Annotated in this window: 20 protein-coding genes; 10 read left to right on the top strand and 10 right to left on the bottom strand. The window is 73.3% G+C overall.

Translation table 11 applies throughout. From position 1 onward, the window contains the following. Positions 1 to 83: 83 nt before the first annotated feature. The gene (locus O7607_RS02585) at positions 84 to 1124 is read left to right on the top strand and encodes an App1 family protein (RefSeq protein WP_269700719.1); all 1041 of its coding nucleotides are present in this window, start codon (positions 84 to 86) and stop codon (positions 1122 to 1124) included. A 240-nt stretch (positions 1125 to 1364) separates the two neighbouring features. On the opposite strand, the gene glgB is transcribed toward O7607_RS02585, so the two are convergent. The 4 genes from glgB to glgA all read right to left on the bottom strand — a co-directional run bounded on the left by glgB (position 1365) and on the right by glgA (position 7789). Then, complete coding sequence (gene glgB, locus O7607_RS02580; protein ID WP_269700717.1) at positions 1365 to 3467, bottom strand: 1,4-alpha-glucan branching protein GlgB; 2103 nt, start codon at positions 3465 to 3467, stop codon at positions 1365 to 1367. After that, the gene (locus O7607_RS02575) at positions 3455 to 5551 is read right to left on the bottom strand and encodes an alpha-1,4-glucan--maltose-1-phosphate maltosyltransferase (protein WP_269700715.1); all 2097 of its coding nucleotides are present in this window, start codon (positions 5549 to 5551) and stop codon (positions 3455 to 3457) included. Before O7607_RS02575 ends, glgB begins: the two co-directional genes overlap by 13 nt. Positions 5552 to 5776: 225 nt before the next feature. Next, positions 5777 to 6505: a class I SAM-dependent methyltransferase gene (locus O7607_RS02570; RefSeq protein ID WP_269700713.1), complete on the bottom strand. Its 729-nt coding sequence runs from the start codon at positions 6503 to 6505 to the stop codon at positions 5777 to 5779. A gap of 90 nt (positions 6506 to 6595) precedes the next feature. Next, positions 6596 to 7789 (bottom strand): glycogen synthase, encoded by a 1194-nt coding sequence (glgA, locus tag O7607_RS02565; RefSeq protein ID WP_269700712.1) that lies wholly within the window; start codon positions 7787 to 7789, stop codon positions 6596 to 6598. Positions 7790 to 7883: 94 nt separating this feature from the next. Here glgA and glgC point away from each other — a divergent pair, with 94 nt between their 5' ends. Together glgC and pgm are read left to right on the top strand one after the other, a co-directional pair. Further along, complete coding sequence (gene glgC, locus O7607_RS02560) at positions 7884 to 9116, top strand: glucose-1-phosphate adenylyltransferase (protein ID WP_269700711.1); 1233 nt, start codon at positions 7884 to 7886, stop codon at positions 9114 to 9116. A 33-nt stretch (positions 9117 to 9149) separates the two neighbouring features. Beyond that, positions 9150 to 10793, top strand: a complete 1644-nt coding sequence (gene pgm / locus O7607_RS02555) for a phosphoglucomutase (alpha-D-glucose-1,6-bisphosphate-dependent) (RefSeq protein WP_269700710.1) — start codon at positions 9150 to 9152, stop codon at positions 10791 to 10793. 6 nt (positions 10794 to 10799) lie between these two features. On the opposite strand, the gene O7607_RS02550 is transcribed toward pgm, so the two are convergent. Next, entirely contained in the window at positions 10800 to 11729 is a 930-nt protein-coding gene (locus O7607_RS02550; protein WP_269700708.1) for an NAD(+)/NADH kinase, read from the bottom strand. A gap of 149 nt (positions 11730 to 11878) precedes the next feature. Between O7607_RS02550 and O7607_RS02545 the strand changes: the two genes are divergently transcribed. Genes O7607_RS02545 through O7607_RS02520 form a run of 6 tightly spaced genes read left to right on the top strand, consistent with a single transcriptional unit; the run spans position 11879 to position 18570 of the window. After that, on the top strand, positions 11879 to 12607 hold the full coding sequence (locus O7607_RS02545; protein WP_269700706.1) for a sugar phosphate nucleotidyltransferase: 729 nt from the start codon (positions 11879 to 11881) through the stop codon (positions 12605 to 12607). Further along, entirely contained in the window at positions 12604 to 13542 is a 939-nt protein-coding gene (locus O7607_RS02540; RefSeq protein WP_269700705.1) for an NAD-dependent epimerase/dehydratase family protein, read from the top strand. The genes O7607_RS02545 and O7607_RS02540 overlap by 4 nt, the downstream gene beginning before the upstream one ends. Beyond that, positions 13539 to 14546, top strand: a complete 1008-nt coding sequence (locus O7607_RS02535) for an SDR family NAD(P)-dependent oxidoreductase (RefSeq protein ID WP_269700704.1) — start codon at positions 13539 to 13541, stop codon at positions 14544 to 14546. The genes O7607_RS02540 and O7607_RS02535 overlap by 4 nt, the downstream gene beginning before the upstream one ends. A 37-nt stretch (positions 14547 to 14583) precedes the next feature. Continuing rightward, positions 14584 to 15864 carry an O-antigen ligase family protein gene (locus tag O7607_RS02530; RefSeq protein WP_269706874.1) on the top strand — a complete coding sequence of 427 codons (1281 nt, stop codon included), beginning with the start codon at positions 14584 to 14586 and terminating at the stop codon, positions 15862 to 15864. After that, positions 15861 to 17186, top strand: a complete 1326-nt coding sequence (locus tag O7607_RS02525) for an oligosaccharide flippase family protein (RefSeq protein WP_269700703.1) — start codon at positions 15861 to 15863, stop codon at positions 17184 to 17186. Before O7607_RS02530 ends, O7607_RS02525 begins: the two co-directional genes overlap by 4 nt. A 49-nt stretch (positions 17187 to 17235) precedes the next feature. Then, positions 17236 to 18570, top strand: coding sequence for a glycosyltransferase (locus tag O7607_RS02520; protein ID WP_269700702.1), 1335 nt, complete (start codon positions 17236 to 17238; stop codon positions 18568 to 18570). Positions 18571 to 18624: 54 nt separating this feature from the next. Here the strand turns inward: O7607_RS02520 and O7607_RS02515 are convergent, their stop codons facing one another. From O7607_RS02515 to O7607_RS02505, 3 genes are read right to left on the bottom strand one after another with little or no spacing between them, the layout of a single operon-like run. Further along, positions 18625 to 19845, bottom strand: a complete 1221-nt coding sequence (locus O7607_RS02515; protein ID WP_269700701.1) for a glycosyltransferase — start codon at positions 19843 to 19845, stop codon at positions 18625 to 18627. Next, a complete protein-coding gene (locus tag O7607_RS02510; RefSeq protein ID WP_269700700.1) occupies positions 19845 to 21053 on the bottom strand; it encodes a glycosyltransferase family 4 protein in 1209 nt (402 codons plus the stop codon). The genes O7607_RS02515 and O7607_RS02510 overlap by 1 nt, the downstream gene beginning before the upstream one ends. Beyond that, a complete protein-coding gene (locus O7607_RS02505; RefSeq protein ID WP_269700699.1) occupies positions 21050 to 22180 on the bottom strand; it encodes a DegT/DnrJ/EryC1/StrS family aminotransferase in 1131 nt (376 codons plus the stop codon). The genes O7607_RS02510 and O7607_RS02505 overlap by 4 nt, the downstream gene beginning before the upstream one ends. A gap of 181 nt (positions 22181 to 22361) precedes the next feature. On the opposite strand from O7607_RS02505, the gene O7607_RS02500 reads away from it, so the two are divergent. Continuing rightward, a complete protein-coding gene (locus O7607_RS02500) occupies positions 22362 to 23375 on the top strand; it encodes a DUF389 domain-containing protein (RefSeq protein WP_269700698.1) in 1014 nt (337 codons plus the stop codon). Here O7607_RS02500 and O7607_RS02495 read toward each other — a convergent pair. Together O7607_RS02495 and O7607_RS02490 are read right to left on the bottom strand one after the other, a co-directional pair. Further along, positions 23338 to 23772, bottom strand: coding sequence for a hypothetical protein (locus O7607_RS02495; protein WP_269700697.1), 435 nt, complete (start codon positions 23770 to 23772; stop codon positions 23338 to 23340). The two genes, O7607_RS02500 and O7607_RS02495, sit on opposite strands and share 38 nt — an antisense overlap. Before the next feature lie 77 nt (positions 23773 to 23849). Then, positions 23850 to 26282: a Tex family protein gene (locus O7607_RS02490; RefSeq protein ID WP_269700696.1), complete on the bottom strand. Its 2433-nt coding sequence runs from the start codon at positions 26280 to 26282 to the stop codon at positions 23850 to 23852. Positions 26283 to 26330 lie beyond the last annotated feature (48 nt).

Raw genomic sequence — 26330 nt, 5'->3', positions numbered from 1 at the left:
GTCACGGCGGCGCCCGGCCTTTGGGCGGATCGGCGTGGATCACTCGCGTGGCCCGGCCGGGCCGGTTGTGGCACTGTTGCCGTGTGCCACCCACACCACCGGACCAGCTGGCCGTACCGCAACTGCACCGCGCCGCGCGCTTCGAGGACGCCGTGCACGGCCTGGTGGAGCGCCGGTTGCGGCGCACCGGGTGGCAGCCGAACATCATCGCGTACGCGGGCTACGGCGCCCCGGGCTGGGCGCGCGTGCTCTGCCGGGTGCTGCTCGGGCGTCCGGACACGCGGCGGCGGGGCCGGCTGGACAAGGTGCGGGGCTGGCGCAGCTTCGCCACACTGCCCGCCAAGCACGTGAAAGTGACCATCGAGGCCGACGGCGTGCGCCAGGAGGTGACCGCCGACCGCAGCGGCTTCGTCGACACCGTGATCGAGGCCGACTTCACCCCGGGCTGGGGCTGCGTACGCCTCAGCGTCGCCGACGCCGAGCCGGTGGAGGCGCTGGTCCGCGTCCTCGACCCGGCCGTCCGGTTCGGCATCATCTCCGACATCGACGACACCGTCATGGTGACCGCGCTGCCCCGGCCGCTGCTCGCCGCGTGGAACACGTTCGTGCTGGACGAGCACGCCCGCACCGCGGTGCCCGGCATGGCGGTGCTGTACGAGCGGCTGGCCACCGCCCACCCGGGCGCGCCGGTCTTCTACCTGTCCACCGGCGCCTGGAACGTCGCGCCGACGCTCACCCGGTTCCTGTCCCGGCACCTCTACCCGGCCGGGCCGCTGCTGCTCACCGACTGGGGGCCGACCGCCGACAGGTGGTTCCGCAGCGGCCGGGAACACAAGCGGGCCACGCTGGCCCGGCTGTCCCGGGAGTTCCCCGAGGTGCGGTGGCTGCTCATCGGCGACGACGGGCAGCACGACCCGGAGATCTACCGGGAGTTCGCCGCCGCGCACCCGGACCACGTCGCAGGGGTGGCGATCCGGCAGCTGTCCCCGACCCAGTCGGTGCTGGCCGGCAGCCTGCCCGCACCGGCCGGGCGGTCGTCCTCGGGCCCGGTGGGCCAGAAGTGGCTCAGCGCCCCCGACGGCGCCGGCCTCTGGAAGCTCCTGCGCGAAGCCGACCTGGTCTGACTCCTGCGGTCGGCCCGCGCCGACGGGCGGTCCCTCAACACGTTGCGTAGTCCCGCCCCAGGAAACTACTCCCCGCGACGGGTATGACTCAGAGGTATAAATATGCCTCTGAGTCATAACGCTCAAACCGAGAACCTTCCGCCGGCCCGGGCAGCACCGGCGAGGGTGACCTGCCGACCGGGAGCAGGGTGCGGTGTGGGGCGGTCGCCGATCGGGCCGACCGACCATCGGGCGACGCCGTCAGGCCGGGCGGAGCCAGAGGACGCCAAGCGGGGGGACGCGCAGGGCGACCGACGCGGGCAGGCCGTGCCACGGGACGTTCTCCGCGTGCACCTCGCCCAGGTTGCCCACGCCGGAACCGCCGTAGTGGTGGGCGTCGGTGTTCAGCGCCTCGGCCCACGTACCTGCGGCCGGCAGACCGATCCGGTAGTCCTCCAGCGGCAACGCGGAGAAATTCGCCACGCACACCAGCGTCTGCCCGTCCGGGGCGATCCGGATGAACGACACCGCGTTGTTGGCGACGTCGTCCCCGGCGATCCAGCGGAAACCGGCCGGGTCGGTGTCCTGCGCCCAGAGCGCCGGGCTGGCCCGGTAGACCCGGTTCAGGTCGGCCACCAGCCGCTGCACGCCCGCGCGGGCCGGGTCGTGGGTGAGGTACCAGTCGAGGCCGCGCTCCTCGCTCCACTCCCTGTCGTCGGCCAGCTCGCAGCCCATGAACAGCAGTTGCTTGCCCGGGTGCGCCCACATGTACGCCAGCAGTGCCCGTACCGTCGCCAGCCGCTGCCAGGTGTCGCCGGGCATCTTGCCCGCCAGTGACCCCTTGCCGTGCACCACCTCGTCGTGGCTGATCGGCAGCACGTAGTTCTCGCTCCACGCGTACGCCAGCGAGAACGTGAGCTGATGGTGGTGGTGCTGCCGGTAGATCGGGTCCTTCGAGGTGTAGAGCAGGGTGTCGTGCATCCAGCCCATGTTCCACTTGAACCCGAACCCGAGCCCGCCCTCGGAGGTGGGCCTGGTGACGCCGGGCCACGCGGTGGACTCCTCGGCGATCATCAGCACGCCCGGGTGGTGCCGGTAGACGGTGGCGTTGACCTCCTGGAGGAACGCGATCGCCTCCAGGTTCTCCCGGCCGCCGTGCACGTTCGGCGCCCACTGCCCGTCGGAGCGCGAGTAGTCCAGGTAGAGCATCGACGCGACCGCGTCCACGCGCAGCCCGTCGATGTGGAACTCGTCGAGCCAGTACAGCGCGTTGGCGACGAGGAAGTTGCGCACCTCGTTGCGGCCGAAGTCGAAGACGTACGTGCCCCAGTCGGGGTGCTCGCCGCGACGCGGGTCGGGGTGCTCGTACAGCGGGGTGCCGTCGAAGCGCGCGAGCGCCCACTCGTCCTTTGGGAAGTGCGCCGGTACCCAGTCCAGGAGCACGCCGATGCCGGCCGCGTGCAGCCGGTCCACCAGGTACCGGAAGTCGTCCGGGTCGCCGAACCGGGCGGTCGGCGCGTAGTAGCCGGTGACCTGGTAGCCCCACGAGCCGCCGAACGGGTGCTCCATCACCGGCAGGAACTCCACGTGGGTGAAGCCCATCTCCAGCACGTACGCGGTGAGCTGCTCGGCCAGTTCCCGGTAGCCGAGGCCGGGCCGCCAGGAGCCCAGGTGCACCTCGTACACGCTCATCGGCTCCTGGTGCGGCGCCTGCCGCGACCGGCGCGCGAGCCAGTCCGCGTCGCCCCACTCGTACCGTGACTCGTGCACCACCGACGCGGTGGCCGGCGGCACCTCGGTGCGCGCGGCCATCGGGTCGGCCTTGTCCCGCCACCGGCCGTCGGCGCCCAGGATGCGGTACTTGTAGCGGCTGCCCACCGGCAGTCCCGGCACGAAGATCTCCCACACGCCGCTGGAGCCGAGCGACCGCATCGGCCATCCGTCGTCGGGCGCCCAGCCGGTCACGTCGCCGATCAGCCGCACGGCCCGTGCGTTGGGCGCCCAGACGGTGAACGCGACGCCCTCGTCGAACACGCGGGCGCCGAGCGCCGCCCAGAGCCGCTCGTGGCGGCCCTCGCCGATCAGGTGCAGGTCGAGGTCGCCGAGCGTGGGCGGATAACGGTACGGGTCGTCGTGCGTCGTGCCGTCCACCTCGACCCGGTAGTCGAGCACCTCGCCGGGGAGCACCGCCTCGAAGACACCGGCGTCGTGGACCCGCTTCATCGGGTGCGCCTCGCCGTCGACCAGCACCGTCACCTCGCCGGCGCCCCGGCGCAGCGTCCGGATCGTGGTGCTCCCGCCGGCCGGGTGCGCGCCGAGCACGGCGTGCGGGTCGTGTACCTCGCCGGTGATCAGCTGGTCCATCGGGCGTCGTCCTTGTCGGCCGGTGCGGTCGGGGCGGTGCCGCCGGAGAGGTCGGCGGGTACGTCTTCGACTGTCAGGTCGGGCGCGGCCGGGTGCTCCGGTTCGGCAGGGGCCGGTGCGGCCGGGCGGCGCACGGTGAGCACGTGCGCGGGCTGCAGGTACGGGTCGAGGCGTACCGCGTTGCGCTGCCCCCAGTCGTACTCGGCGCCGGTCAGCTCGTCGCGCACGGTGAACCGCTCGTGCCAGTCCAGCCCGAGCGCCGGCATGTCGAGTGTGGTGTTGCCCCACTGCACCTCGCGGGAGTCGAACGAGCAGACCACGATCACCGTGTTGCCGGTCTCCGGGTCGTGCTTCGACCAGCACAGCAGCGCCGGGTTGTCGATGTCGTGGAACCGCAGGTTGCGCAGCTGGTGCAGGGCGGGGTTGTCCCGGCGTACCCGGTTCAGCGTGGTGATGAACGGCGCCAGCGACCGGCCCTGCGCCAGCGCCGCGTCCCAGTCCCGGGGCCGCAGCTCGTACTTCTCGTTGTCCAGGTACTCCTCGGCGCCCGGCCGGGCCACGTGCTCGAACAGTTCGAACCCGGCGTACATGCCCCAGGAGGGGGACAGCAGCGCGGCCAGCACCGCCCGGATCTTGAACATCGGCGGGCCGCCGTGCTGCAACGACGAGTGCAGGATGTCCGGCGTGTTCGGCCAGAAGTTCGGCCGCATCCAGTCGACCGAGGCGACCAGCTCCTCGCAGTACTCCCGCATCTCGGCCGCCGTCGTGCGCCAGGTGAAATAGGTGTACGACTGGGTGAAGCCGATCTTGCCGAGCCCGTGCATGATCGCCGGCCGGGTGAACGCCTCGGCGAGGAACAGCACGTCCGGGTCGACCTTCTTGACCTCGGCGATCAGCCAGTGCCAGAAGTCGAACGGCTTGGTGTGCGGGTTGTCCACCCGGAAGATCCGGACGCCCTCGCCGACCCAGTGCAGCACCACCCGCAGCACCTCGGCCCGGATGCCCTCCGGGTCGTTGTCGAAGTTCAGCGGGTAGATGTCCTGGTACTTCTTCGGCGGGTTCTCCGCGTACGCGATGCTGCCGTCGGCCCGGGTGGTGAACCACTCCGGGTGCTCGGTGACCCACGGGTGGTCCGGCGCGCACTGCAACGCCAGGTCCATCGCCACCTCCAGCCCCTGCTCGGCGGCGGCCGCGACGAAGTCGCGGAAGTCCTCCGGCGTACCCAGGTCGGGGTGGATGGCGTCGTGGCCGCCCTCGGCCGCGCCGATCGCCCACGGCGAGCCCACGTCGTCCGGCCCGGCGGTGAGCGCGTTGTTGCGGCCCTTGCGGTTGACCCGGCCGATCGGGTGGATCGGCGGCAGGTAGAGCACGTCGAAACCCATCGCCGCGACACCCGGCAGCCGCTGGATCGCGGTGGCGAACGTGCCGGAACGGGCCGGCGCGTCGACGGTCGCCGGGACCGCGCCCTCCGAGCGGGGGAAGAACTCGTACCAGGCGGAGAAGAGCGCCCGCGGCCGGTCCACCCAGATCGTGCGCTCCTCGCCGGTGGTGACCAGCTCGCGCACCGGGTGCTCCCACAGCAGGTCGGCCAGATCCAGCGCCGCGCTCACCCGCCGCGGCAGGTCCAGGTCGTCGTCGGCCAGGGCCCGCACGGCTTCGCATACGCGATCCCGGTCGGCCTTCGGCACCAGGTCGAGCGCGGCGGTGAGCACGCGTACGCCCTCGGCCAGGTCGTTCGCCAGCTCGGCCGGGCCCTGGCCGGCGGCGAGCTTCTTGGTGACCGCGTTCTGCCAGGTGAGGTACGGATCCTGGAAGGCTTCCACGGCGAAGCGCCACAGGCCCACCGCGTCCGGGCGGATGGTGGCGTGCCAGCGGTCCTGGCCCGGCTCGCCCGGGCGCATCCGGGTGAACGGGCGGGCCACGCCGTCCGGGCCGAGCCAGACCACGTTGCACCCGAGCGCGTCGTGGCCCTCGCGATAGGCCCGTGCCGACACCGGCACGACCTCGCCGACCACCGCCTTGGCCGGGTAGCGACCGCAGGAGACGACGGGGGAGACGTCTTCGATCGGGAACCGTCCAGTCACCCGCTCAACCTACTGCGCGAGATCCTCTCGCGCTCGGCGACTTCACCTCAGCCCTCAACCCGCTCACGAGGGCGTCGAGTCCGTGCCGGTGAGGCACCCATGGCGTTCCACCGAACGGGTGGCGGACTTCCGGCGCCCGGCCCCGGTGCCACGAACGGCCTCTCTCCGCGCCTCGGGCACAGGGTCGGCGGGCTCCGGGCGCTCTGGCCCGTCCGACAGCGACGTTCAGGTCGACCGCTGGGCGACGAAGACGAACTCCCGGCCGGGGCGGTCGGGCGCGTCCCGCACGTCGAGCACCCGGTAGCCGGCGGCCGCCAGGCTCGCCTCGACCTCGTCCCGGTCGCGGAACCGCAGCGTCGAGTCCGACGTGAGGACGGCGCCGTCGGCCGGGAACCGGTACGTGAACCGGAAGGACACGAACGGCAGTTCCACAGCGGTGACCTCGAGACGTCGTTCCACCGGCCCGACGCCCGGCACGTCCCGAGTCACCGGCGCGCTGTCCGCCGCCCACTCCTCCCACGCCCGGCGCTCGGGACGCCGCGCCTCGAACACGAGATGCCCGCCGGGCCGCAGCGCCGCGTGGACGCCCCGCAGGGTGCGCGCCCAGTCGTCGTCGGTGCAGAACACCTGCGCCACGTTGCCGGTCATCACGGCCAGGTCGGCGCGCAGCGGTGGCAGCGTCGTGGCGTCGCCGTGCACCCAGCGCACGCGGCCTTCGTGGTCCTTCGACCGGGCGACGGCGAGGGACGCCTCGGCCGGGTCGACCCCCACGACGGTACGGCCGTGCGGGGCGAGCAGCAGGGCCAGGTTCCCGGTGCCGCAGCCGAGGTCGAGCACCACGCGCGCGTCCAGCTCGTCGGCGATTGCGAGGTACGCGTCCAGGTCGTCCCGGTCGCCGTCGAACGCGTCGTAGACCGGCGCGAGCCGAGGATGGGCGAAGATCGCATCCGGCATCCAGGGACTGTATCCCCCGCCGACCGCGACCGGGCGTGCTGTCAAGAAGGGGCCCTTCCTCTACCGGAGGCGTTAAGAAGGGGCCCTTCCTTACACCCCCACCGAGCGGTAGACCTCAAGCGTCTGGCGGGCGATCGCGTCCCAGGAGAAGTGCTCCACCGCGCGCCGCCGCCCCGCCGCCCCGAACGCCGCGATCCGCTCCGGGTCGGCCAGCAGCTCGTTGATGCGCGCGGCCAGGTCGGCCACGAAGCGCTCCGGGTCCAGCGGCGTGCCGGAGCCGTCGCCGGCCTGCTCGATCGGCACCAGCAGCCCGGTCTCGCCGTCGGCGACCACCTCCGGGATGCCGCCGGTGGCGGTCGCCACCACGGCGGTTTCGCAGGCCATCGCCTCCAGGTTGACGATGCCCATCGGCTCGTAGACGGACGGGCAGGCGAAGACGGTGGCGTGGGTGAGCACCTGGATCACCTCGTGCTTGGGCAGCATCGCCGCCACCCAGATCACCCCCGAGCGCTTCGCCCGCAGCTCCGCCACGAGGCCCTCCACCTCGGCGGCGATCTCCGGGGTGTCCGGCGCGCCGGCGAGCAGCACCAGCTGGGTGTCGGCGGGCAGCTCGCGGGCCGCCCGCAGCAGGTACGGCAGGCCCTTCTGCCGGGTGATCCGCCCGACGTAGACGACGCTGGGCCTCCCCGGGTCGATGCCGAGCCGGTCGAGCACGTCGGTGGCCGGGTCCGGGGCGTACTGCGCGGTGTCGATGCCGTTGTAGACCACGCGGACCCGGTCGGGGTTCACCGCCGGGTACGCGGTGAGCACGTCGCGGCGCATGCCCGCGCTGACCGCGATGATCGCGTCGGCCGCCTCGAACGCGGTCCGCTCGCACCAGGAGGAGAGCGCGTACCCGCCGCCGAGCTGCTCGGCCTTCCACGGGCGCAGCGGCTCCAGGCTGTGCGCGGTCACCACGTGCGGCACCCCGTGCAGCAGCTTCGCGGTGTGCCCGGCCAGGTTGGCGTACCAGGTGTGGCTGTGCACCACGTCGGTGCCGGCCGTACCGGCGGCCATCTCCAGGTCGACGCCCATGACGCGCAGCGCGGCGTTGGCGCCGGCCAGCGCGGCCGGTTCGGCGTACGCGGTCACGCCCTTCTCGTCGCGGGGCGCGCCGAAGCAGTGCACCCGGACGTCGGCGAGCCGGCGCAGTTCGCGGGCGAGGTATTCCACGTGCACCCCGGCGCCGCCGTAGACCTCCGGCGGGTACTCGCGGGTGAGCAGGTCGACGCGCATCGGTGCCATGCCCGCACCCTAGTGCAGAGCCGGGTGTCCCACGCGGTGCGCAAGTGTGGGCGTCCGAGTGGTGAAGTCGGGTCCAGGTCGTTAGCGTCTGAGCATGGCTGCCAAGGTGCTCGCGATCGTCCTGGCCGGCGGGGAGGGCAAGCGCCTGATGCCCCTGACGACCGACCGGGCGAAGCCCGCCGTCCCCTTCGGCGGGATGTACCGCATGGTCGACTTCGTCCTGTCCAACCTGGCGAACGCCGGCTTCCTCAAGATCGTGGTGCTGACCCAGTACAAGTCGCACTCGCTGGACCGCCACATCACCAAGACCTGGCGGATGTCGACGCTGCTCGGCAACTACGTCACGCCGGTGCCCGCGCAGCAGCGCCGCGGCCCGTGGTGGTTCGCCGGCTCGGCCGACGCGATCTACCAGAGCTTCAACCTGATCAACGACGAGCAGCCCGACTACGTGATCGTCTTCGGCGCCGACCACATCTACCGGATGGACCCCCGGCAGATGGTCGACGACCACATCGCCTCCGGGGCCGGGGTGACGGTCGCGGGCATCCGGCAGCCGTTGTCGACGGCCGACCAGTTCGGCGTGATCGAGGTCGGCGAGGACGGCAAGCGCATCCGCGCGTTCCGGGAGAAGCCCACCGACGCGGTCGGGCTGCCCGACGCGCCGGACCAGATCTACGCCTCGATGGGCAACTACGTGTTCACCACCCGGGCGCTGTGCGAGGCGGTCGAGCGCGACGCGGCGGACAAGACGAGCAAGCACGACATGGGCGGCAGCATCATCCCGATGCTCGTCGAGCGCGGCGAGGCCAACGTCTACGACTTCAAGGACAACGAGGTGCCGGGCAGCACCGACCGCGACCGCGGCTACTGGCGGGACGTGGGGACGCTCGACTCGTTCTACGACGCGCACATGGATCTGATCAACGTGCACCCGGTGTTCAACCTCTACAACTTCGAGTGGCCGATCTACACCGAGCAGCCGCCGTACCCGCCGGCCAAGTTCGTGCACGCCTGGGGCGAGCGCGTGGGCCGCGCGGTCAGCTCGATGGTCTCGCCCGGCTCGGTGATCTCCGGCTCGTTGGTGGAGAACTCGATCGTGGCGCCGAAGGTGAAGGTGCACTCCTGGGCGCACGTCGACGGCGCCGTGCTGATGGAGGGTGTCCAGATCGGCCGCCACGCGGTCGTCCGGCGCGCGATCCTGGACAAGAACGTCCACGTCCCGGAGGGCGCCGAGATCGGCGTCGACCTGGAGAAGGACCGCCAGCGCTACACCGTGTCCGACAACGGCATCGTCGTCATCGGCAAGGGCCAGCGCGTCGAGCCCTGAGCAGTTCCACCGTTTCCCGAGGAGGATCCCGCAGTGGCCCACCCCCGTGCCGGCCGGCCCGCCCAGCCCGACGACCTGGTCGACGTGCCCCGGCTGGTCACCGCCTACTACGCCGAGCACCCGGACCCGGACGACCCGGCGCAGCAGGTCTCCTTCGGCACCTCCGGGCACCGCGGGTCCAGCCTGCGCAACGCCTTCAACTCCGACCACATCCTCGCGGTCACCCAGGCGCTCTGCGACTACCGCCGCGAGCAGGGCCTTTCCGGGCCGCTGTTCCTCGGCCGGGACACCCACGCGCTGTCCGCGCCGGCCGAGGCCGACGCGCTGGAGGTGCTCGCCGCCAACGACGTCACAGTGCTGCGCGACAGCCGCGACGGCTACACCCCGACGCCCGCGGTCTCGCACGCCATCCTCACCCACAACCGGGGGCGCACCAGCGGCCTCGCCGACGGCATCGTGATCACCCCGTCGCACAACCCGCCGTCCGACGGCGGCTTCAAGTACAACCCCACCAACGGCGGGCCCGCCGACACCGACGCCACCAAGTGGATCCAGGACCGCGCGAACGCCATCCTCGCCGCCGGGCTCAAGGAGGTGAAACGCATCCCGTACGCGCGGGCGCGCGCCGCCGACACCACCGGCGAGTACGACTTCCTCGCCCGGTACGTCGACGACCTGCCCGCCGCGCTGGACATCGACGCGATCCGCGACGCCGGGGTGCGCATCGGCGCGGACCCGATGGGCGGGGCGAGCGTGGCGTACTGGGGGGAGATCGCCGAGCGGCACCGCCTCGACCTCACCGTGATCAACCCGCTCGTGGACCCGACGTGGCGGTTCATGACGCTCGACGGCGACGGCAAGATCCGGATGGACTGCTCGTCGCCGAACGCGATGGCCTCGCTGATCGCCGCCCGGGACGACTACGCGGTCTCCACCGGCAACGACGCCGACGCCGACCGGCACGGCATCGTCACGCCCGACGGCGGCCTGATGAACCCCAACCACTACCTGGCCGTGGCGATCGGCCACCTGTTCCGTACCCGGGAGCAGTGGGGTCCGGCCGCGGCGGTGGGCAAGACGCTCGTCTCCTCCTCGATGATCGACCGGGTCGCGGCCGACCTGGGCCGCCCGCTGCTGGAGGTGCCGGTCGGGTTCAAGTGGTTCGTGCCCGGCCTGCTCGACGGCACCGTCGGCTTCGGCGGCGAGGAGAGCGCCGGCGCGTCGTTCCTGCGCCGCGACGGCAGCACGTGGACCACCGACAAGGACGGCATCCTGCTCTGCCTGCTCGCCGCCGAGATCATCGCCACCACCGGCCGTACGCCCAGCGAGCACTGGGCCGAGCTGGCCGACCGCTTCGGCGCGCCCGCGTACGCCCGGATCGACGCGCCGGCCGACCGGGCGCAGAAGGCCGTTCTGGCGAAGCTGTCGCCGGAGCAGGTCACCGCGACCGAGCTGGCCGGTGAGCCGATCACCGCGACCCTCACCACCGCGCCCGGCAACGGCGCCGCGATCGGCGGGCTCAAGGTGACCACCGGGTCGGGCTGGTTCGCCGCCCGGCCGTCCGGCACCGAGGACGTCTACAAGATCTACGCCGAGTCGTTCCAGGGCCCGGAGCACCTGGCCCGGATCCAGGAGGAGGCCAAGGCGCTGGTCGACGGGGTGCTCGCCACCGCCTGACCCGGCTCAGCGGGGCGGGGGCAGCTCCCTGCGGTTGAGCTGCTCCCGCAACCCGTCCGGCAACAGTTCCCGCAGCTGGTCCGGCAGCAGCGGCAGGTCCAGCAGGCTCAGCTTGAGCTGGTTGCGCTCCTGGTAGCGGCGCGGGTCGAGGCGGACCACGCGGCCGGCGTCCTTGACGTACCGGATGTGCACCGAACCCTCGGTCGCCGCCTGCCGGATCAGGAGGCCGTCCATCTCCACCGCCACCGGTGCCGAGTCCGCGCGCAGCTCCAGGTGCACCGTCTCGTGCGCGGAGAGCAGCACCGAGCGGGAGATCCCGGCCATCGGCGCGGACGGCGTCACCACCATCGCCTCCGTGGCCGGTGAGATCAGTGGGCCGCCGGCGGCGTAGCTGTACGCGGTCGAGCCGGTCGGCGTGCTCACCACCAGCGCGTCGCAGCGGTAGTAGCCGTACCGCTGGCCGTCCACCGCCAGCGTGGCGGTGACGAACCCGGCGCCGGGCTGCCGGACCAGGGCGATGTCGTTGAACGCCACCACGTCGTCGCCGCAGACGTCGCAGGCCAGGCAGGCGTGCGACTCGACGGTGAAGTCGTGCTCCACCAGCCGTTCCAGCGCCCGGGGCAGATCGGGCGGCTCCACCTCGACCAGGAAGCCCACTCGGCCCAGATGTACGCCGAGCACCGGCTTCGGGTCGCGGACGGCCATCCGCAGCGCGCCGAGCATGGTGCCGTCGCCACCGATGCTGATCAGCGCGGCGCAGCGGTCGGCCAGTTCGTCCGCGGCGATCGCCTCCACCGAGGCGGGTACCCGCGCGCGGTCCTCGGCGCGTACCGCGAGGGTGATCCGGTGCCGGGCGGCCCAGTCCGCGATGATCCGCACCACCTCGGAGACGTCCCGGGTGGGGTGCAGCACCAGCCCCAGCACATCTCCCGCCACCGGTACAGCTCATCACAGGGGCGTGCCGCCCGCCGGGCTTACCCGCAGGCGTGACGCGGGGGACGTGCCCCGAACAGGTGATTTCCGTACCCGGGTGCCGGTCCGGCTCGTTGGACGCGAGGTAGGGCGTGGGGACGAGTGGAGAGTCGATGCATGTCGTGATCATGGCGGGCGGCGCGGGGGTCCGGCTGCGTCCCTACACCTCCACGCTGCCGAAACCGCTCGTGCCGATCGGGGAGAGCCACGCGATCCTCGAGATCGTGCTGCGCCAGCTCGCGGATCGCGGTTTCACCCACGTCATCCTGGCGATCAACCACCTGGGCGCGCTGATCCGGGCCTTCGTCGGCGACGGCTCGCGGTTCGGCCTGGCCGTCGACTACGTCGAGGAGGACCGGCCGCTGTCCACCATCGGCCCGCTCTTCGGCATCCGGCACCGCCTGCCCGAGCACTTCCTGGTGATGAACGGCGACGTGCTCACCGACCTCGACTACGCCGACCTGCTGGCCACCCACGCGCGGTCGGGCGCACCGCTGACCGTCGCCACCTACCGGCGTACCGTGAAGATCGACTTCGGGGTCCTGGAGCTGGCCGGGGACAAGATCGCTTCCTTCTCCGAGAAGCCCGTCCTGCACTACCGGGTGAGCATGGGTGTCTACGGGCTCTCCCGGAACACCATCGCCCACTACCCGGCGGGGCAACCGTTCGGGTTCGACCAGCTGGTGCTGGACCTGCTGGGCCGGGGCGAGCCACCGGCCGGCTACGAGTTCGACGGCTACTGGCTGGACATCGGCCGCCCCGAGGACTACGACGAGGCCAACCGCTGCTTCGCTGAGCTGCGGGACGTGCTCCTGCCCGCCGGCGCGCCGGCCGGGGCATGATGCGCGTCCTCCTCTTCGGCGCCTCCGGCTTCATCGGCGCGCACGTACGACGGGAACTGGCGACCACCGCCGAGGTGGTGTGCCCGTCGCGCGCCGAGTGCGACCTGGTCACCGCGACGCCGGAGGCGCTGCGGGCGCTGCTCGACCGGGCCGGGCCGGACGCCGTGGTCAGCTGCGCGGGCGCGGTCAGCGGCGCGGCCGAGGATCTCGTCCGGGCGAACACGACGGCGACCGCCAAGCTGGTGGACGCGGTCGCCGACGCCGCACCCGGCGCACGGCTGGTCCGTCTCGGCTCCGCGGCCGAGTACGGTCCGGTGCCGTTCGGCACCGCGGCCACCGAGGACCTTCCCCCGGCCCCGGTCAGCGCCTACGGCGTGAGCCAGGCGGCGGCGACCCGGCTCATGGAGCTGGCGGCCGACGCCGGCCGGGTGGACGCGGTCGTGCTCCGGGTGTTCAACCCCGTCGGCCCCGGCATGCCCGGCACCACACTGCTCGGCCGGGTGGCGGCGCTGCTGGCCCGCCTCGCGCCCGGCGACGACCTGCGCACCGGTCCGCTCGGGGCGTACCGGGACTTCGTCGACGTCCGGGATGTGGCCGCCGCGGTCCGGCGGGCCGTGACCGTCACCGCGCCCGGGGCTCGTGTCCTCAACGTGGGCAGCGGCCGGGCGGTGCCGGTGCGCGACGCCGTCCACCTGCTGGTCTCGGTCGCCGGCCGGCCGGTCCGCGTCCTTGAGGACCGCCCACCGTCCCCCCGGTCCGCCGAGGTCGGCTGGATGCGCGCCGACGTCGGCCGGGCCGCCTCGGTCCTGGGGTGGGTCCCCGAACACGACCTGTACGACTCGGTCGGTGCGCTGTGGAGTCAGGCGGCACCGGCTCGTGGAACCGACCCGGTACCGGTCACCGCCGGACCGGCGCAGAGGAGGAGCGAACCATGACGGCACACTCGTCCGGCGGACCGGTGGTGGTGACCGGAGCCGGTGGCTTCATCGGGTCCCACCTGGTCGAGGCCCTCGTCGCCGCGGGCCACCCGGTACGCGCCCTCGTGCACTACAACGGCGCCGGATCGCACGGCTGGCTGGACACCTTCGACCCGGACCAGTTGGCGGGCGTCGAGGTCGTGGCGGGGGACATCCGCGACCGGGGAATGGTGCAGCGGCTGGTCGACGGCGCCTCCACCGTCTACCACCTGGCCGCGCTGGGCGGCATCCCGTACTCGTACCTCGCGCCGCAGTCCTACGTGGACACCAACATCACCGGCACGCTCAACGTGCTGGAGAGCGCGCGGACCGCCGGCGTGGGCCGCGTCGTCGTCACCTCCACCAGCGAGGTGTACGGGACGGCCACCACGGTCCCGATGACCGAGCAGCACCGGCTGCGCGGGCAGTCGCCGTACTCGGCCTCCAAGATCGGTGCGGACAAGCTGGCCGAGAGCTACCACCTCAGTTTCGGCCTGCCGGTGGTCACCCTCCGGCCGTTCAACACGTACGGCCCGCGTCAGTCCACCAGGGCGGTCATCCCCACCATCATCAGCCAGCTGGCCAAGGACGGCGGGGTGGTCCGGCTCGGCGCGCTGCGTACCACCCGCGACCTGCTCTACGTGACGGACACCGTGGCGGCCTTCCGAGCCGTCGGCACCGCGCCCGACGAGGCGGTCGTGGGCGGCGTGTTCCAGGCCGCGACCGGCCGGGAGACCTCGATCGGCGACCTGGTGCGCAAGATCGCCGCGATGTTCGGCGTCCAGCCGGAGGTGGAGGTCTCCGAGTCCCGGCTCCGCCCCGCGGAGTCCGAGGTCGAGCGCCTGCTCGGCGACGCCGGCCTGCTCCGGGCGCGGACCGGCTGGCAGCCGGCCACGAGCATCGACGAGGGGCTCAAGGCGACCGTCGAGTGGTTCCTCGATCCGGCCAACCTCGCGCGCTACCGCTCCGACCGGGCGGTGTGAGGGTTCCCAGCTCGGTGCCGCAGGAGGCTCGAACGTGATGGTGATGCAGGACAACCGGCGGTCGTCGGCGATCGGTACGGTTCGCGGCGCCGCCGGGCCCGCCCGGCCGGAGGCACCGGTACGGCGAACAGGTGGTCTCGTCTCGGCGGTGCTGCGCGCCACCGCCGTGGTGCTGCTGCTCAACTTCGACCAGTTCACGCGTGAGGTCGGCCGCGGCTTCCTCATCGCCGCGGTCGTGCTCGCGGTGCCGTTGCTCCTGCACGAGATCCTCCGTCCGTCCTCCCGGGCCCGCACGGTGATCTTCTGGGTTCTGGTGGTCTTCGGTGTCCTCGCGTTGCCGGGCTTCCTGCACCCCCCGGAGACCGACTACGGCCGGCAGAAGTTCCTGCTGCTCCTGACGTTGACGATGTTCGCCACGCTGGCGGTCGCGGTGCTGCGCGGACGACGTGACGTGGAGATGTTCGCCGCCGTGTTCGTGCTGTCCGGGGTGGTGCTCGCGATCGCCACGCTCACCGGCGATCCGCAGGACGGGCGGGCCGACGGCTTCGGCTCCAACCCGATCTGGCTGGCCCGGGCCATCGGGGGTGCGCTCGTCGCTCTCACCTGGCTCTACCTGCAGAAGCGGGTGGCGGCCTGGTGGGCGGCGGGCCTGGCGGTGCTGCTCGGCCTCGCTCTGTTCGCGACCGGCTCCCGGGGGCCGCTCCTGGCCACCGTGGTCGCCCTCTTCGTCCTGGTGCTGGCCGGGTTCCGCCTCAAGCTGCGGCGGGGCCGTCGCGAGTGGGTCGGTCTGGGCCTGATGGGTGCCCTGGTGCTGGCCGTCATCGCCATGCCGTCGCTGCTGCCGCCCCGGGTGTACGCGCTCCTGGTCGACCCGAGCGAGGAGATGGTCGGCACCGCCCGGGCGGAGATGCGTGACGTCAGCGTGCCGATGATCGCCGAGCATCCGGGCGGGGTCGGTTACGGCAACTGGTCCGACTACTCCGGCATGTTGGTGCACAACTACCCGCACAACCTCTGGCTGGAGCTGCCGGCCGAAGCGGGCTGGCTGGTGGGCGGGGCCTTCATCCTGGCCACTCTCGTCGTGGCCGCGGGGCTCTGGCGCGCGACCCGGCGTGACCCGGTCGCCGGGTTCGTCCTGGCGGTGCTGGCGTTCAACGTGGTGGCGGTGTCGACCTCCGGTGACGTGAACGCGGGCCGTCCGCTCTTCGCCGCACTGGCTCTCGGTGTGCTCGTGATGGCCGGTGCGACGCTGCGCACCGGTATGCCGGTCCGCGGCGGGCGGACGCGGCCGGCCGACCGGCCGGGTGTCCCTGGGTGAGGTGGCGTGCCAGGCGGCTCGCCATGTCGAGCGGGCGGCGCGGAGTGGTGGGCATCGCCGCCGGATCGGCCGGCGGTCAACTGCTGGCGCTGGCCGCGGCGCCGTTGCTGGCGAGGCTCTACCGCCCTGTCGATTTCGGCGTCCTCGCGGTGGTCGCCGCACTGGTGGTGATCGCGGGCACGGTGGCCGCGCTCCGGTTCGAGATGGCGGTTCCGCTGCCGGAACGGGAGGCGGACGCACGGGCGCTGGTGCGGCTCGGTCTCGCCGCGGCCGCGGGTACGGCGCTCCTGGGATCGGTCGTGGTCCTGCTGGTGGGAGACCGGGTGGCCGCCTGGTTCGGTCAGCCCGAACTGGTCCACTGGCTCTGGGTGGTGCCGCCCTCCGCCGCGGCGATGGGTGTCGTTTTGGTGCTCAACCAGTTCGCGGTGCGGCATCGTCGGTACGGCGTGATCGGCCGGCGCAACCTCCTGCAGTCCCTGGCGGTCGTGGTCACCCAGGTCGGGGCGGGGGTGGCGGGGCTTCGTCCCGGTGGCCTGGCGCTCGGCTTCGGGTTCGGTCAGGTCGCGGCCGCCGCGGTCCTGCTCCGGGGCGCCGGGGGACGCGACGCGACCGCCCGGACGCCTCGGCGGCGGCCCCGCCTGCTGGCGGTGGCGCGCCGCTACCGGCGGTTTCCCTTCCTGCTGGCTCCGTCCGGCCTGCTCAACATTCTCGGCATGCAGTTGCCGGTGCTGCTCATCGCCTACTGGTACGGCTCGGCGGTGGCCGGCTGGCTGGGGCTGACCCAGCGGATGATCGCCATGCCCGCCGCGCTCGTGGCGTCCGCGGTGGCGCAGGTCTACCTGGGGGAGATCGCGCGGATCGCGCGGGAGCAGCCGCGGGGCGGCCGGCGCGTCTTCCTGGGCGCCAGCCGGAAGCTGGCTCTGATCGCGGGTCCCGGCGCGCTCCTCGTCGTGGTCGCCGCGCCCACGGCCTTCAGCCTGGTCTTCGGCGCGCAGTGGCACAGCAGCGGCGTCTACGCCCAGGCCCTGGCCGTCTTCATGGCGGCTCAGCTCGTCGTCTCGCCGCTGTCGCAGACGCTCGTCGTGTACGAACGCCAGGCTCTCCAGCTCGTCTGGGACGCGGGCCGGGTCGTGGTGGTGGCCGGTGCCGTCTCGGTGGTGGCGCTGGCCGGCGGGTCACCGCTGACCGCGGTGTGGGCGTTCGGGGTGTCCGGCGCGCTGGCGTACGGGGTCGGGTGGCTGATGTCGCTGCGCGTCGTGACGGCGGCCGGACGCGAACACGGCCGTCCTCGTCCCGCGCCGCGACTCGTCCCACAGAGCTGAGGCTCCTCGTCGTCATGTCCGTGTACCGGAAGGAATGGTTGACCCCGCTATGACGAACGACCCGCACCCGGAGCCGGCTCCGCGCCTGCTCATCGTCTCGTACCACTTCCCGCCGGCGGAGACCGTCGGTGCCCGCCGGCCCGCCGCCCTCGCGGCGTACGCGGCGCGACAGGGGTGGGACGTCCGGGTACTCACCGCCGTCGGCGCGGACCAGGGCGGAGCTCCCGTCCCGGTGCCCGAGGACCGGCTGATCCGGATCGCACCGGCACCGCGTCTTCCCCGGCCCGGCGGCAGCGGGCACGGCTCGGCGGCGGGCGGCCCGGCACCCGTGCGTTCCCGCCTCGGCCGGACCCGCGCGGGTGCCCGACGGCTGCTGGTCAGGGCCGGCATGGAGCTGTTGCTGCCGGACCCACAGCTCAACTGGATCCGGCCGCCGGTGCGCGAGTTCGACAGGTTCGCGGCGGGCTGGCGCCCGGACGTCATCCTCGTGTCCGGCCCGCCCTTCTCCGGGTTCGTCGTGGCCGCGACGCTCGCCCGGCGGTTCCGGGTGCCCTGGGTCGCCGACTACCGGGATCTGTGGTCCGTCGGCAACGACCACTGGGTACGGACGCCGCTGCGCCGGGCTGTCGACGAGCGGCTGGAACGCCGGGTGCTGCGTACCGTGGCGGCGTGCGTGACGATCTCGGAGCCGCTGGCCGAGACGATCCGCCGCACGTTCGGGGTCCGGACGCACGTGGTCATGAACGGCATCGACCGCCGGCCCGCACCCGCGACCCCGGCCGGTGTCGAGGTGCCGTCCGGCACACTCACGCTCGCGCACACCGGTTACATCTATCCGGGCAAGCGTGACCCCGGTCCTCTCCTCGACGCGATCGCCCTGCTCGGGCCGGACGCCGCGAAGGTGCATGTGATCTTCGCGGGGGAGGACCACGGCATCGTCCGCGCCGCCGCCGAACGAGCCGGCGTGACCGACTCCGTCACCCTTCTCGGCCAGGTCTCGACGGAGAAGTCGTGGCGGATCCAGGCGGACGCGGACGCGCTCGTGCTGCTCATGTGGAACGACCCCCGGGACGCCGGCACGATGACCGGCAAGATCTTCGACTACCTCCAGGCCCGCCGTCCCGTCCTCCTGCTCGGCTTCGCGGACGGCGTGGCCGCACGCCTGCTGCGTGATCGCGGCGCGGGTGTCGTGGCGAACGATCCGGCCGCGATCGCGGCCCGGCTGCGGGAGTGGCTGGCCGTGAAGGAACGGACCGGACGGGTGCCGGCGGTGCCGGCGACCGCGCTCGACGGACTGTTCCGGGAGGACCAGCTCGGCCGTTACCTCGACATCCTCCGAGGCGTGACCCGAGGGGACGTGCGTCCGGGACACCCCGCGCACTGAGCGGGCCCGGCCGCGGGGCGCCGGCGCACCTCGGAGGTGCGCCGGCGCCGTACGTCAGCGTCCGGACCGCAGGGCGACCGGTGACCGCCGGTCCGGCCGGCCGGCGGCGACCTCGGCGACGGTCCGGTAGAACGACGCCCGGCGGGCGTCGAGCGTTTCGGCGGAGAAGTCACGGGCCCGGCCGAGGTTGCGGGCCGAGGCCGCCGCCAGCCGGTCCGGGGCGGCGAGCATCGCGGTGACGGTGGCGGCGAGAGCGGCCGGGTCGTCGGGCGGCACCAGGCAGTCCGGTTCGAGCAGTTCCGGGATGCCGCCGGCGGTCGAACCCACGGCCGGGAGCGCCCTGGCCATCGCCTCGATGAGCGCCCGGGGCAGACCTTCGGTGCGCGACGGCATCACGAACAGGTCCGCCGAGTCCAGCGTCCGGCGGACCGCCTCGGCGTCGGGGAGAGGGCCGGTGAAGCTCACCCGGCCGGCCACGCCCGACCGGGCGGCCAGCTGCTCCAGGTGGGGCCGGTAGGCACCCACGCCGACGTGCACGAGCCGGGCCCGCGGCCCGTCGGCGGGCATCAGCGCCAGCGCCGAGATGAGCGTGTCGATGCCCTTGTAGAGCTGTTCGAGCGAGCCGACCGACACCAGCGTCGGCTCCGCCGGCGGTTGCCGGAGCGGCCGGGCGTGCGGGACGAACGCCGCGGGTGGCAGGTCGACGCTGGAGATGCCCGCCGTCGGCGTGGTCGGCAGCGTCGGGTACCGCAGTTGCAGGCGCCGTTCCGTCTCGTACGCGACCGCGGCGGCCTCCCGGCACTGCCTGCGCAGCGTGCGGGTGGACAGCGTCCGCAGCACGGGCCGCAGCGGATGCCGGACGACCCCCGGGGCGAGCACGTCGTACGGATCGCCGATCACCTCGAGCGCGTACGGGAGGCGGGCCCGGCTGCGCGCCCGGGCCAGAAGCGCGCCGATCGGCGACGGCACCCGGAGCACCACGGCGTCCCGAGGCTCCGCGGCGGCGGTAACCGCTTCGGCGAGCGTCCGCCGCCCGAGCAGGTAGCCCCGTGGCCCGACGTAGTACGGCAGCGCCCAGACCTCGACGCCGTCCCCGTCGACCCGGGAGGCGGCCGGCGGCCGCTGCGCGACGTCCCGGACCCGGGCGGCGACGCGTACGCGGTCGAAGGCGGCCAGGTACCGCCGCCAGATCGTGTGGTCCGGGCCGGCCTCGACCCACACCGCACCGTCCGGAGTCCGGCTGAAGCGCGACTCCGACGTGACCACGACCCGCATCAGGAACTCCCGCCGGTCCGGCAGGTGGCCTCGACCACGTCGGCCACGGCGGCGGCGGCCACCGTGTCGTCGAAGTGCCGCAGGGCGAACTGCTGGGCCCGCTCACCGCGCAGACGGAGCCGGCCGTCGGTGAACTCCCGATGGGCGTTGCGCAGCGCGGCGACCAGCGCCGGCACGTCGTTGCGCGGCACCACCCACCCGGTCGTCTCGTCGACGGTCTCGGGCAGGCCGCCGGCGTCGCTGACGACGCTGGGCACCCCGGAGGCTCCCGCCTCGCAGGCCGCGCCGTGCCCCTCGGAGAGGGAGGGACTGACGCTCAGGTCGGCGGCGCGGTAGCAGTCCCGCACGTCCGACACCGACGTCAACCACGTCATGCTCGGATCCCGGTCGACCTCGAAGCGCCGGATCAGCTCCCGCCGGTGTGTCTCTCCGGCCGGGGAGAAGCCGGCGCCCACCAGGAGCAGCCGGGCGTCCGGGTGGTCGGCGCGGAACTCCCGCCAGGCCGCCAGCAGCACGTCGTGGCCCTTGATGCCGCGGCCCTGGTGGACCAGTCGGCGCGGCGGATAGACGTAGGCGACCATGATGACGACGAAAGCGTCCTCCTCGATGCCGAGTTCGGCCCGCGCCTTGGCGCGCACCTCTCGCCGGCCGGCCGCGCCCTCGAGTTCGGCGAAGTGCGCGGCCCTGGCGCCGTAGGTGACGACCGGGCGCCGGGGCGCGGGACACCCGAGCGCGCCGTAGAGACCGGAGGTGTGGCCGGTGCCGCAGATGGTGACGTGGTCGAGCCGCCACAACGCCCGCTCGACGACCTTGATCAGCGGAGACTCCAGGTAGAGCGGCCCGGCCACCATGTGGACGCGACGCAGCGGCAGGCGCAGGCTCGCGAAGCGGGCGGCGAGCGCGGACGCGTACAGGTGGTACTTGAGGACGTCCGGGCGGAGCCGGCTGATCAGGCGGCGGAGCCGCCACAGGTCCCGCAGCGTCGACGGGCGCGGCCGGAAGCGGAAGTCGAATGGCGAGTCGTGCACCTCGACGCCTCGCTGCCGGAGTTCGCCGGTCAGGCGCCCGGTGGCGCGCGGCAGGACCGCGACGACCTGGTGCCCGCGGCGGCGCAGTTCCTCGACCTGGGGGAGGACCCAGAGCCCGCCCTGGTCCGTCTTCAGCAGGACGACGATCCGCAGCGGACGCGCGCCCGCGCCGGCCGTCACCGGGCGTCCAGGAACTGCTCGACGGCACCGATGACCCGCGCCGCCCGGTCGTCGTCCAGGGCGGAACCGCTGGGCAGGGTGAGACCCTGGGCGAACAGCCGGTCCGCGGCGCCCGTGACGACCGACCGGCACCCGGCGAAGACCGGCTGCCGGTGCATCGGCTTCCACACGTGCCGGGTCTCGATGTTGCGCGCGGCCAGGTGCGCCCCGAGGTCCGCCGCCGGCCAGCCGGTCCGCTCGGGGTCGACCACGATGCTGGTCAGCCAGCAGTTCGAGCCCTCGTCCCCGTCGCCGAGCAGCCGGACGCCGGGAACGCCGGAGAACAGCTTGGCGTAGCGCTCGCGGAGCAGCCGGCGGCGCCGCATCATCCCGTCCAGCCGGTGCAGCTGTGCCCGCCCCAGGGCGGCGAGCAGGTTGCTGAGCCGGTAGTTGTAACCCACGTCGACGTGTTCGTAGTGCGGCACGGGTTCGCGTGCCTGGGTCGCCAGGTGTCGGCAGCGGGCGAGCAACGCCTCGTCGTCGGAGAGCAGCATCCCTCCGCCGGAGGTTGTGATGATCTTGTTTCCGTTGAAGGACAGCGCGTTGAGCCGCCCGAAGGAGGCGGCCGGACGCCCGCGGTAGGTCGCGCCCAGCGCCTGCGCGGCGTCCTCGACGACCGGCACTCCCGCCGCCTCGCACACCGGCAGCAGTTCGTCGTAGTCGGCACAGGTGCCGAACATGTCCGCGATCAGCACCGCGGCGACCTTCTCGCCGGACCGGCCCAGCCGGTCGAGCATCTCGGCGAGCGCTGTCACGTCCATGTTGCCGGTCGCCGGGTCGCAGTCGACGAAGACCGGTTCGGCGCCGGTGTAGACGGCGGCGTTCGCGGTCGCCGCGAAGGTCATGGTCGGTGCCGCCACCACGCTTCCCGGCCCGGCCCCCAGGGCGAGCAGGGCCAGGTGCAGCGCGGACGTACCGGAGTTCAGGGCCAGCGCGTGAGCCGCCCCGACTCGCTGCGCGACCTCCCGCTCGAACGCCTCCACCTCGGGGCCGAGCGGCGCGACCCAGCCCGAGCGGATCGCGCGGAGCACGTAGGACTCCTCCAGGGGCCCGACATCGGGCGGCGACAGGTAGATTCGGCCGGTCATCGAGCCTCCGTCCCCGCAGTGGGATCACAGTCGTGGCATCGAAGGGTCACGGACGGTAAAACGGACGACCTGCCGAGGGGTGATGGCGTACGCCGGGTTCGTGCCGAAAAGCACACGATCGGGCCGCGACCGAGTAGAGTTCGGCGGCCCCGCAGAGGAATCGACGAGCCAGGAGCCCCGAGTGCTGCACCTGAGGGTGATCGCGCCGAGTGACCAGTCGTCGGCGGTCGTGGACCTGCTGGCCGCCGATCCCGGCGTCACGCACCTCGTGGTGCTGCCCGGGGCCGCCCGCCAGCCCGCCGGTGACTACGTCACCTGCGACGTCGTCCGGGAGAGCGCCGACGGCGTGCTGAGCCGGCTCCAGGAACTGGGTGTCGAGGCGCACGGGGCGATCGCGGCCGACGACGTGGAGCTGACGCTGTCCGAGGCGGCCGACCGGGCCGCCGAGGAGGCGCCGGGGCACGGCGAGGACGCCGTGGTCTGGGACGAGATCGCCGCGAAGACCGGCGAGCAGACGGTACTCACCGGCACGTTCCTCGCCCTGATCGTGGTGGCCACCATGATCGCCGGCATCGGCGTGCTGCTCGACCAGCCGATCCTGATCGTCGGCGCGATGGTGGTCGGCCCCGAGTTCGGTCCGCTCGCCGCGCTCTGCGTGGCGCTGCTGCGCCGGCAGCCGCGCGTGGCCGGCCGCTCGGTGCAGGCCCTGACCGTCGGCTTCCTGGTCGCCATGGCGGCGACAGTGCTGAGCACCTGGGCGCTCACCGCAGCGGGCCTGGTCGGCCGGGACATGCTGCTGGCCGAGCGGCCGATGACCGACTTCATCTGGCGCCCGGACGCGTTGTCCTGGGTGGTGGGCCTGCTCGCCGGCATCGCCGGCATGCTGTCGCTGACGTCGAAGAAGTCCGGCTCGCTCGTGGGCGTGCTGATCTCGGTGACCACCGTGCCGGCGGCGGCGAACGTGGCCGTGGCGTCCGCGTACGGCGTGTGGCACGAGGCGGCCGGCTCGGCCCTCCAACTGGTGATCAACCTGGCCGCGATCGTGCTCGCCGGGCTGCTCACGCTCGTGGTGCAGCTGTGCTGGTGGCGGCACGTCGCCCGGCGCGCCGCGCGTCCGGTGCCGCGGCAGCGGGCCGATCAGCGGCCGGCCGCCGCCCTCAGCGCCAGTCGTCGCCCGCGTCGAGACGCCGGCTGAGCAGCGCCGCCAGCGGCACCGACTCGCCGTCGCGACCGCCCCGGCCGACCACCAGCGGCGGTGCGCTGGGCCGCGGGTCGGCCCCGAACAGCCGCGCGCGCAGACCGGGCGTCACGGTGAGCAGGTAGAAGCACCCGTCGGTGTCCACCGCGCGGCTGTGCGCCCGGTCCACGTACCACCCGGTCAGTCGTGTGCGGTAACGCCCGCGCCCGTCGTGGCCGGTCGCGGTCAGCCGGTCGGTGCGCAGCCCGCGCCGCAGCGCCTCGGCGGCGAACCGGGCCACCAGCTCCGCGGCCTCCGCCTGCTCCGCGGCGCGTTCCCGATCAGCGGCCTCCGCGTGCGCCCGCACCGCGTGGCGTCGTCGTTCCCGCCACCGCTCGTCGTCCTCGCCACCCACGACCGCGAGGGTACGCGCGCCGCGCGCACGGCGCGCTGCCGAGCTGAGTCGTCAGCTCGGCAGCGCACCCCGGGAGATCAGGCCAGCCCGGCGCGGCGCAGCGCCTCGGCCATGGCGTCGTTGAGCGGGGCGGAACCGCCGCCACCGCGCCCCGGCCGCTGCTGCTGGCCGCCGCGCGACGCGCCCCGGTCACCCCGCTGGCCACCGCCGCCCTGCCCGCCCCGGCCCTGGCCGCGACCCTGGCCGCCGGCCCGCGGAGCGGCGCCGCCCTGCCCGCCCCGGTCCCGCCGTCCGTCGCCGCCCGCCGGGCGACCACCGCCGGCCGGCGCCTCGTCGTCCAGCCGCAGCGTCAGCGAGATCCGCTTGCGGGGCACGTCCACGTCGAGTACCCGGACCTTGACCACGTCGCCGGACTTCACCACGTCGCGCGGATCCTTCACGAAGGTGTGCGACATGGCCGAGACGTGCACCAGGCCGTCCTGGTGCACGCCCACGTCGACGAACGCGCCGAACGCGGCCACGTTCGTCACCACGCCCTCCAGCACCATGCCCGGCGTCAGGTCACCGATCTTCTCCACGCCCTCGACGAACGTCGCGGTGCGGAACTCCGGGCGCGGGTCACGGCCGGGCTTCTCCAGCTCGGCCAGGATGTCGGTGACGGTGGGCAGGCCGAACGTCTCGTCGACGAAGTCGGTCGCGCGCAGGCCGCGCAGGATGGCCGACCTGCCGATCAGGCCGCGCAGGTCCTGCCCGGTGGAGGAGAGGATGCGGCGCACCACCGGGTACGCCTCGGGGTGCACGCTGGAGGAGTCGAGCGGGTCGTCGCCGCCGGGGATGCGCAGGAAGCCGGCGCACTGCTCGAACGCCTTCGGTCCGAGCCGCGGCACCTTCTTCAACTCGGCGCGGGTGCGGAACGGCCCGTTGGCGTCGCGGTGCAGCACGATGTTCTCGGCCAGCCCGGCGCCGATGCCGGAGACCCGGGTGAGCAGCGGCGCGGAGGCGGTGTTGACGTCCACGCCGACCGCGTTGACGCAGTCCTCGACCACCGCGTCGAGCGAGCGGGACAGCTTCACCTCGGACAGGTCGTGCTGGTACTGCCCTACCCCGATCGACCGCGGGTCGATCTTTACCAGCTCGGCCAGCGGGTCCTGGAGGCGGCGGGCGATCGACACCGCGCCGCGCAGCGAGACGTCCAGGCCGGGCAGCTCCTGCGAGGCGTACGCGGAGGCGGAGTAGACCGACGCGCCGGCCTCGGAGACCACCACCTTGGTCAGCTTCAGCTCCGGGTGCCGCTTGATCAGGTCACCGGCGAGCTTGTCGGTCTCCCGGCTGGCGGTGCCGTTGCCGATCGCGATCAGCTCGACGCCGTGCGCGGCGGCGAGCGTGGCGAGCGTGTGCAGCGAGGCGTCCCACTGCCGGCGTGGCTCGTGCGGGTAGATCGTGTCGGTGGCGACCACCTTGCCGGTGGCGTCGACCACCGCGACCTTCACCCCGGTACGCAGGCCCGGGTCGAGGCCCATCGTCGCCCGCGCCCCGGCCGGTGCGGCCAGCAGCAGGTCACGCAGGTTGGTGGCGAAGACCCGCACGGCCTCCTCCTCGGCCACCTGCCACAGCCGCATCCGCAGGTCCGCGCCGAGGTGGATGAGGATCCGGGTACGCCAGGCCCAGCGCACCGTGTCGGCCAGCCACTTGTCGGCGGGCCGTCCCTGGTCGCTGATGCCGAAGCGTCCGGCCACGGCGGCCTCGTAGCGGCTCGGTCCGGTCGCCGCGTCGGCGTCGCCCTCGGCCTCCGGGTCCATGGTCAGCTCCAGCACGCCCTCCTTCTCGCCCCGGAACATGGCGAGGATGCGGTGCGAGGGCAGCTTCGGGTACGGCTCGGCGAAGTCGAAGTAGTCGGCGAACTTCGCGCCCGCGGTCTCCTGGCCGTCGCGTACCCGGGAGACCAGCCGGCCCCGCGACCACATCTGCTCGCGCAGCGTGCCGATCAGGTCGGCGTCCTCGGCGAAGCGCTCGATCAGGATGGCCCGCGCCCCGTCCAGGGCGGCCGCGACGTCCGCGACGCCCCTGTCCGGGTCGGCGAACCCGGCGGCGACCGTCTTCGGGTCCTGCGCCGGGTCGGCCAGGAGCGTGTCCGCGAGCGGCTCCAGCCCGGCCTCGCGGGCGATCTGCGCGCGGGTGCGCCGCTTCGGCTTGTAGGGCAGGTAGATGTCTTCCAGGCGGGACTTGGAGTCGGCGGCGAGGATCTGCGCCTCCAGCGCCTCGTCGAGCTTGCCCTGGCTCCGGATCGACTCCAGCACCGCCGCGCGCCGCTCGTCCAGCTCGCGCAGGTAGCGCAGCCGCTCCTCCAGCGTGCGCAGCTGCGCGTCGTCGAGCAGGCCGGTGGCCTCCTTGCGGTAGCGGGCGATGAACGGCACTGTGGCGCCGCCGTCGAGCAGCTCGACTGCCGCCCGCACCTGCCGTTCGGCGACGCCGAGTTCCTCGGCGATGCGCTGGTGCACTGACTGGGTCACGATCTGATCCGCCTTCTCGGGTGGGTTCCCGTGCATTCTGCCGTCCCG

The organism is Micromonospora sp. WMMA1949 (assembly GCF_027460145.1).
In the GTDB taxonomy this organism is placed as follows: Bacteria; Actinomycetota; Actinomycetes; order Mycobacteriales; family Micromonosporaceae; genus Micromonospora.
The sequence above is the reverse complement of the archived record's forward strand: the minus strand, read 5'-3'. Positions and strand labels throughout refer to the sequence as shown.

Coding starts and splice junctions, on each gene's coding strand:
- O7607_RS02505 (WP_269700699.1), bottom strand. CDS start 22,180: ATGACCGGCCGAATCTACCTGTCGCCGCCCGATGTCGGGCCCCTGGAG.
- O7607_RS02530 (WP_269706874.1), top strand. CDS start 14,584: ATGGTGATGCAGGACAACCGGCGGTCGTCGGCGATCGGTACGGTTCGC.
- O7607_RS02520 (WP_269700702.1), top strand. CDS start 17,236: ATGACGAACGACCCGCACCCGGAGCCGGCTCCGCGCCTGCTCATCGTC.
- O7607_RS02570 (WP_269700713.1), bottom strand. CDS start 6,505: ATGCCGGATGCGATCTTCGCCCATCCTCGGCTCGCGCCGGTCTACGAC.
- O7607_RS02515 (WP_269700701.1), bottom strand. CDS start 19,845: ATGCGGGTCGTGGTCACGTCGGAGTCGCGCTTCAGCCGGACTCCGGAC.
- glgC (WP_269700711.1), top strand. CDS start 7,884: ATGGCTGCCAAGGTGCTCGCGATCGTCCTGGCCGGCGGGGAGGGCAAG.
- O7607_RS02545 (WP_269700706.1), top strand. CDS start 11,879: ATGCATGTCGTGATCATGGCGGGCGGCGCGGGGGTCCGGCTGCGTCCC.
- O7607_RS02540 (WP_269700705.1), top strand. CDS start 12,604: ATGATGCGCGTCCTCCTCTTCGGCGCCTCCGGCTTCATCGGCGCGCAC.
- glgB (WP_269700717.1), bottom strand. CDS start 3,467: ATGGACCAGCTGATCACCGGCGAGGTACACGACCCGCACGCCGTGCTC.
- glgA (WP_269700712.1), bottom strand. CDS start 7,789: ATGGCACCGATGCGCGTCGACCTGCTCACCCGCGAGTACCCGCCGGAG.
- O7607_RS02535 (WP_269700704.1), top strand. CDS start 13,539: ATGACGGCACACTCGTCCGGCGGACCGGTGGTGGTGACCGGAGCCGGT.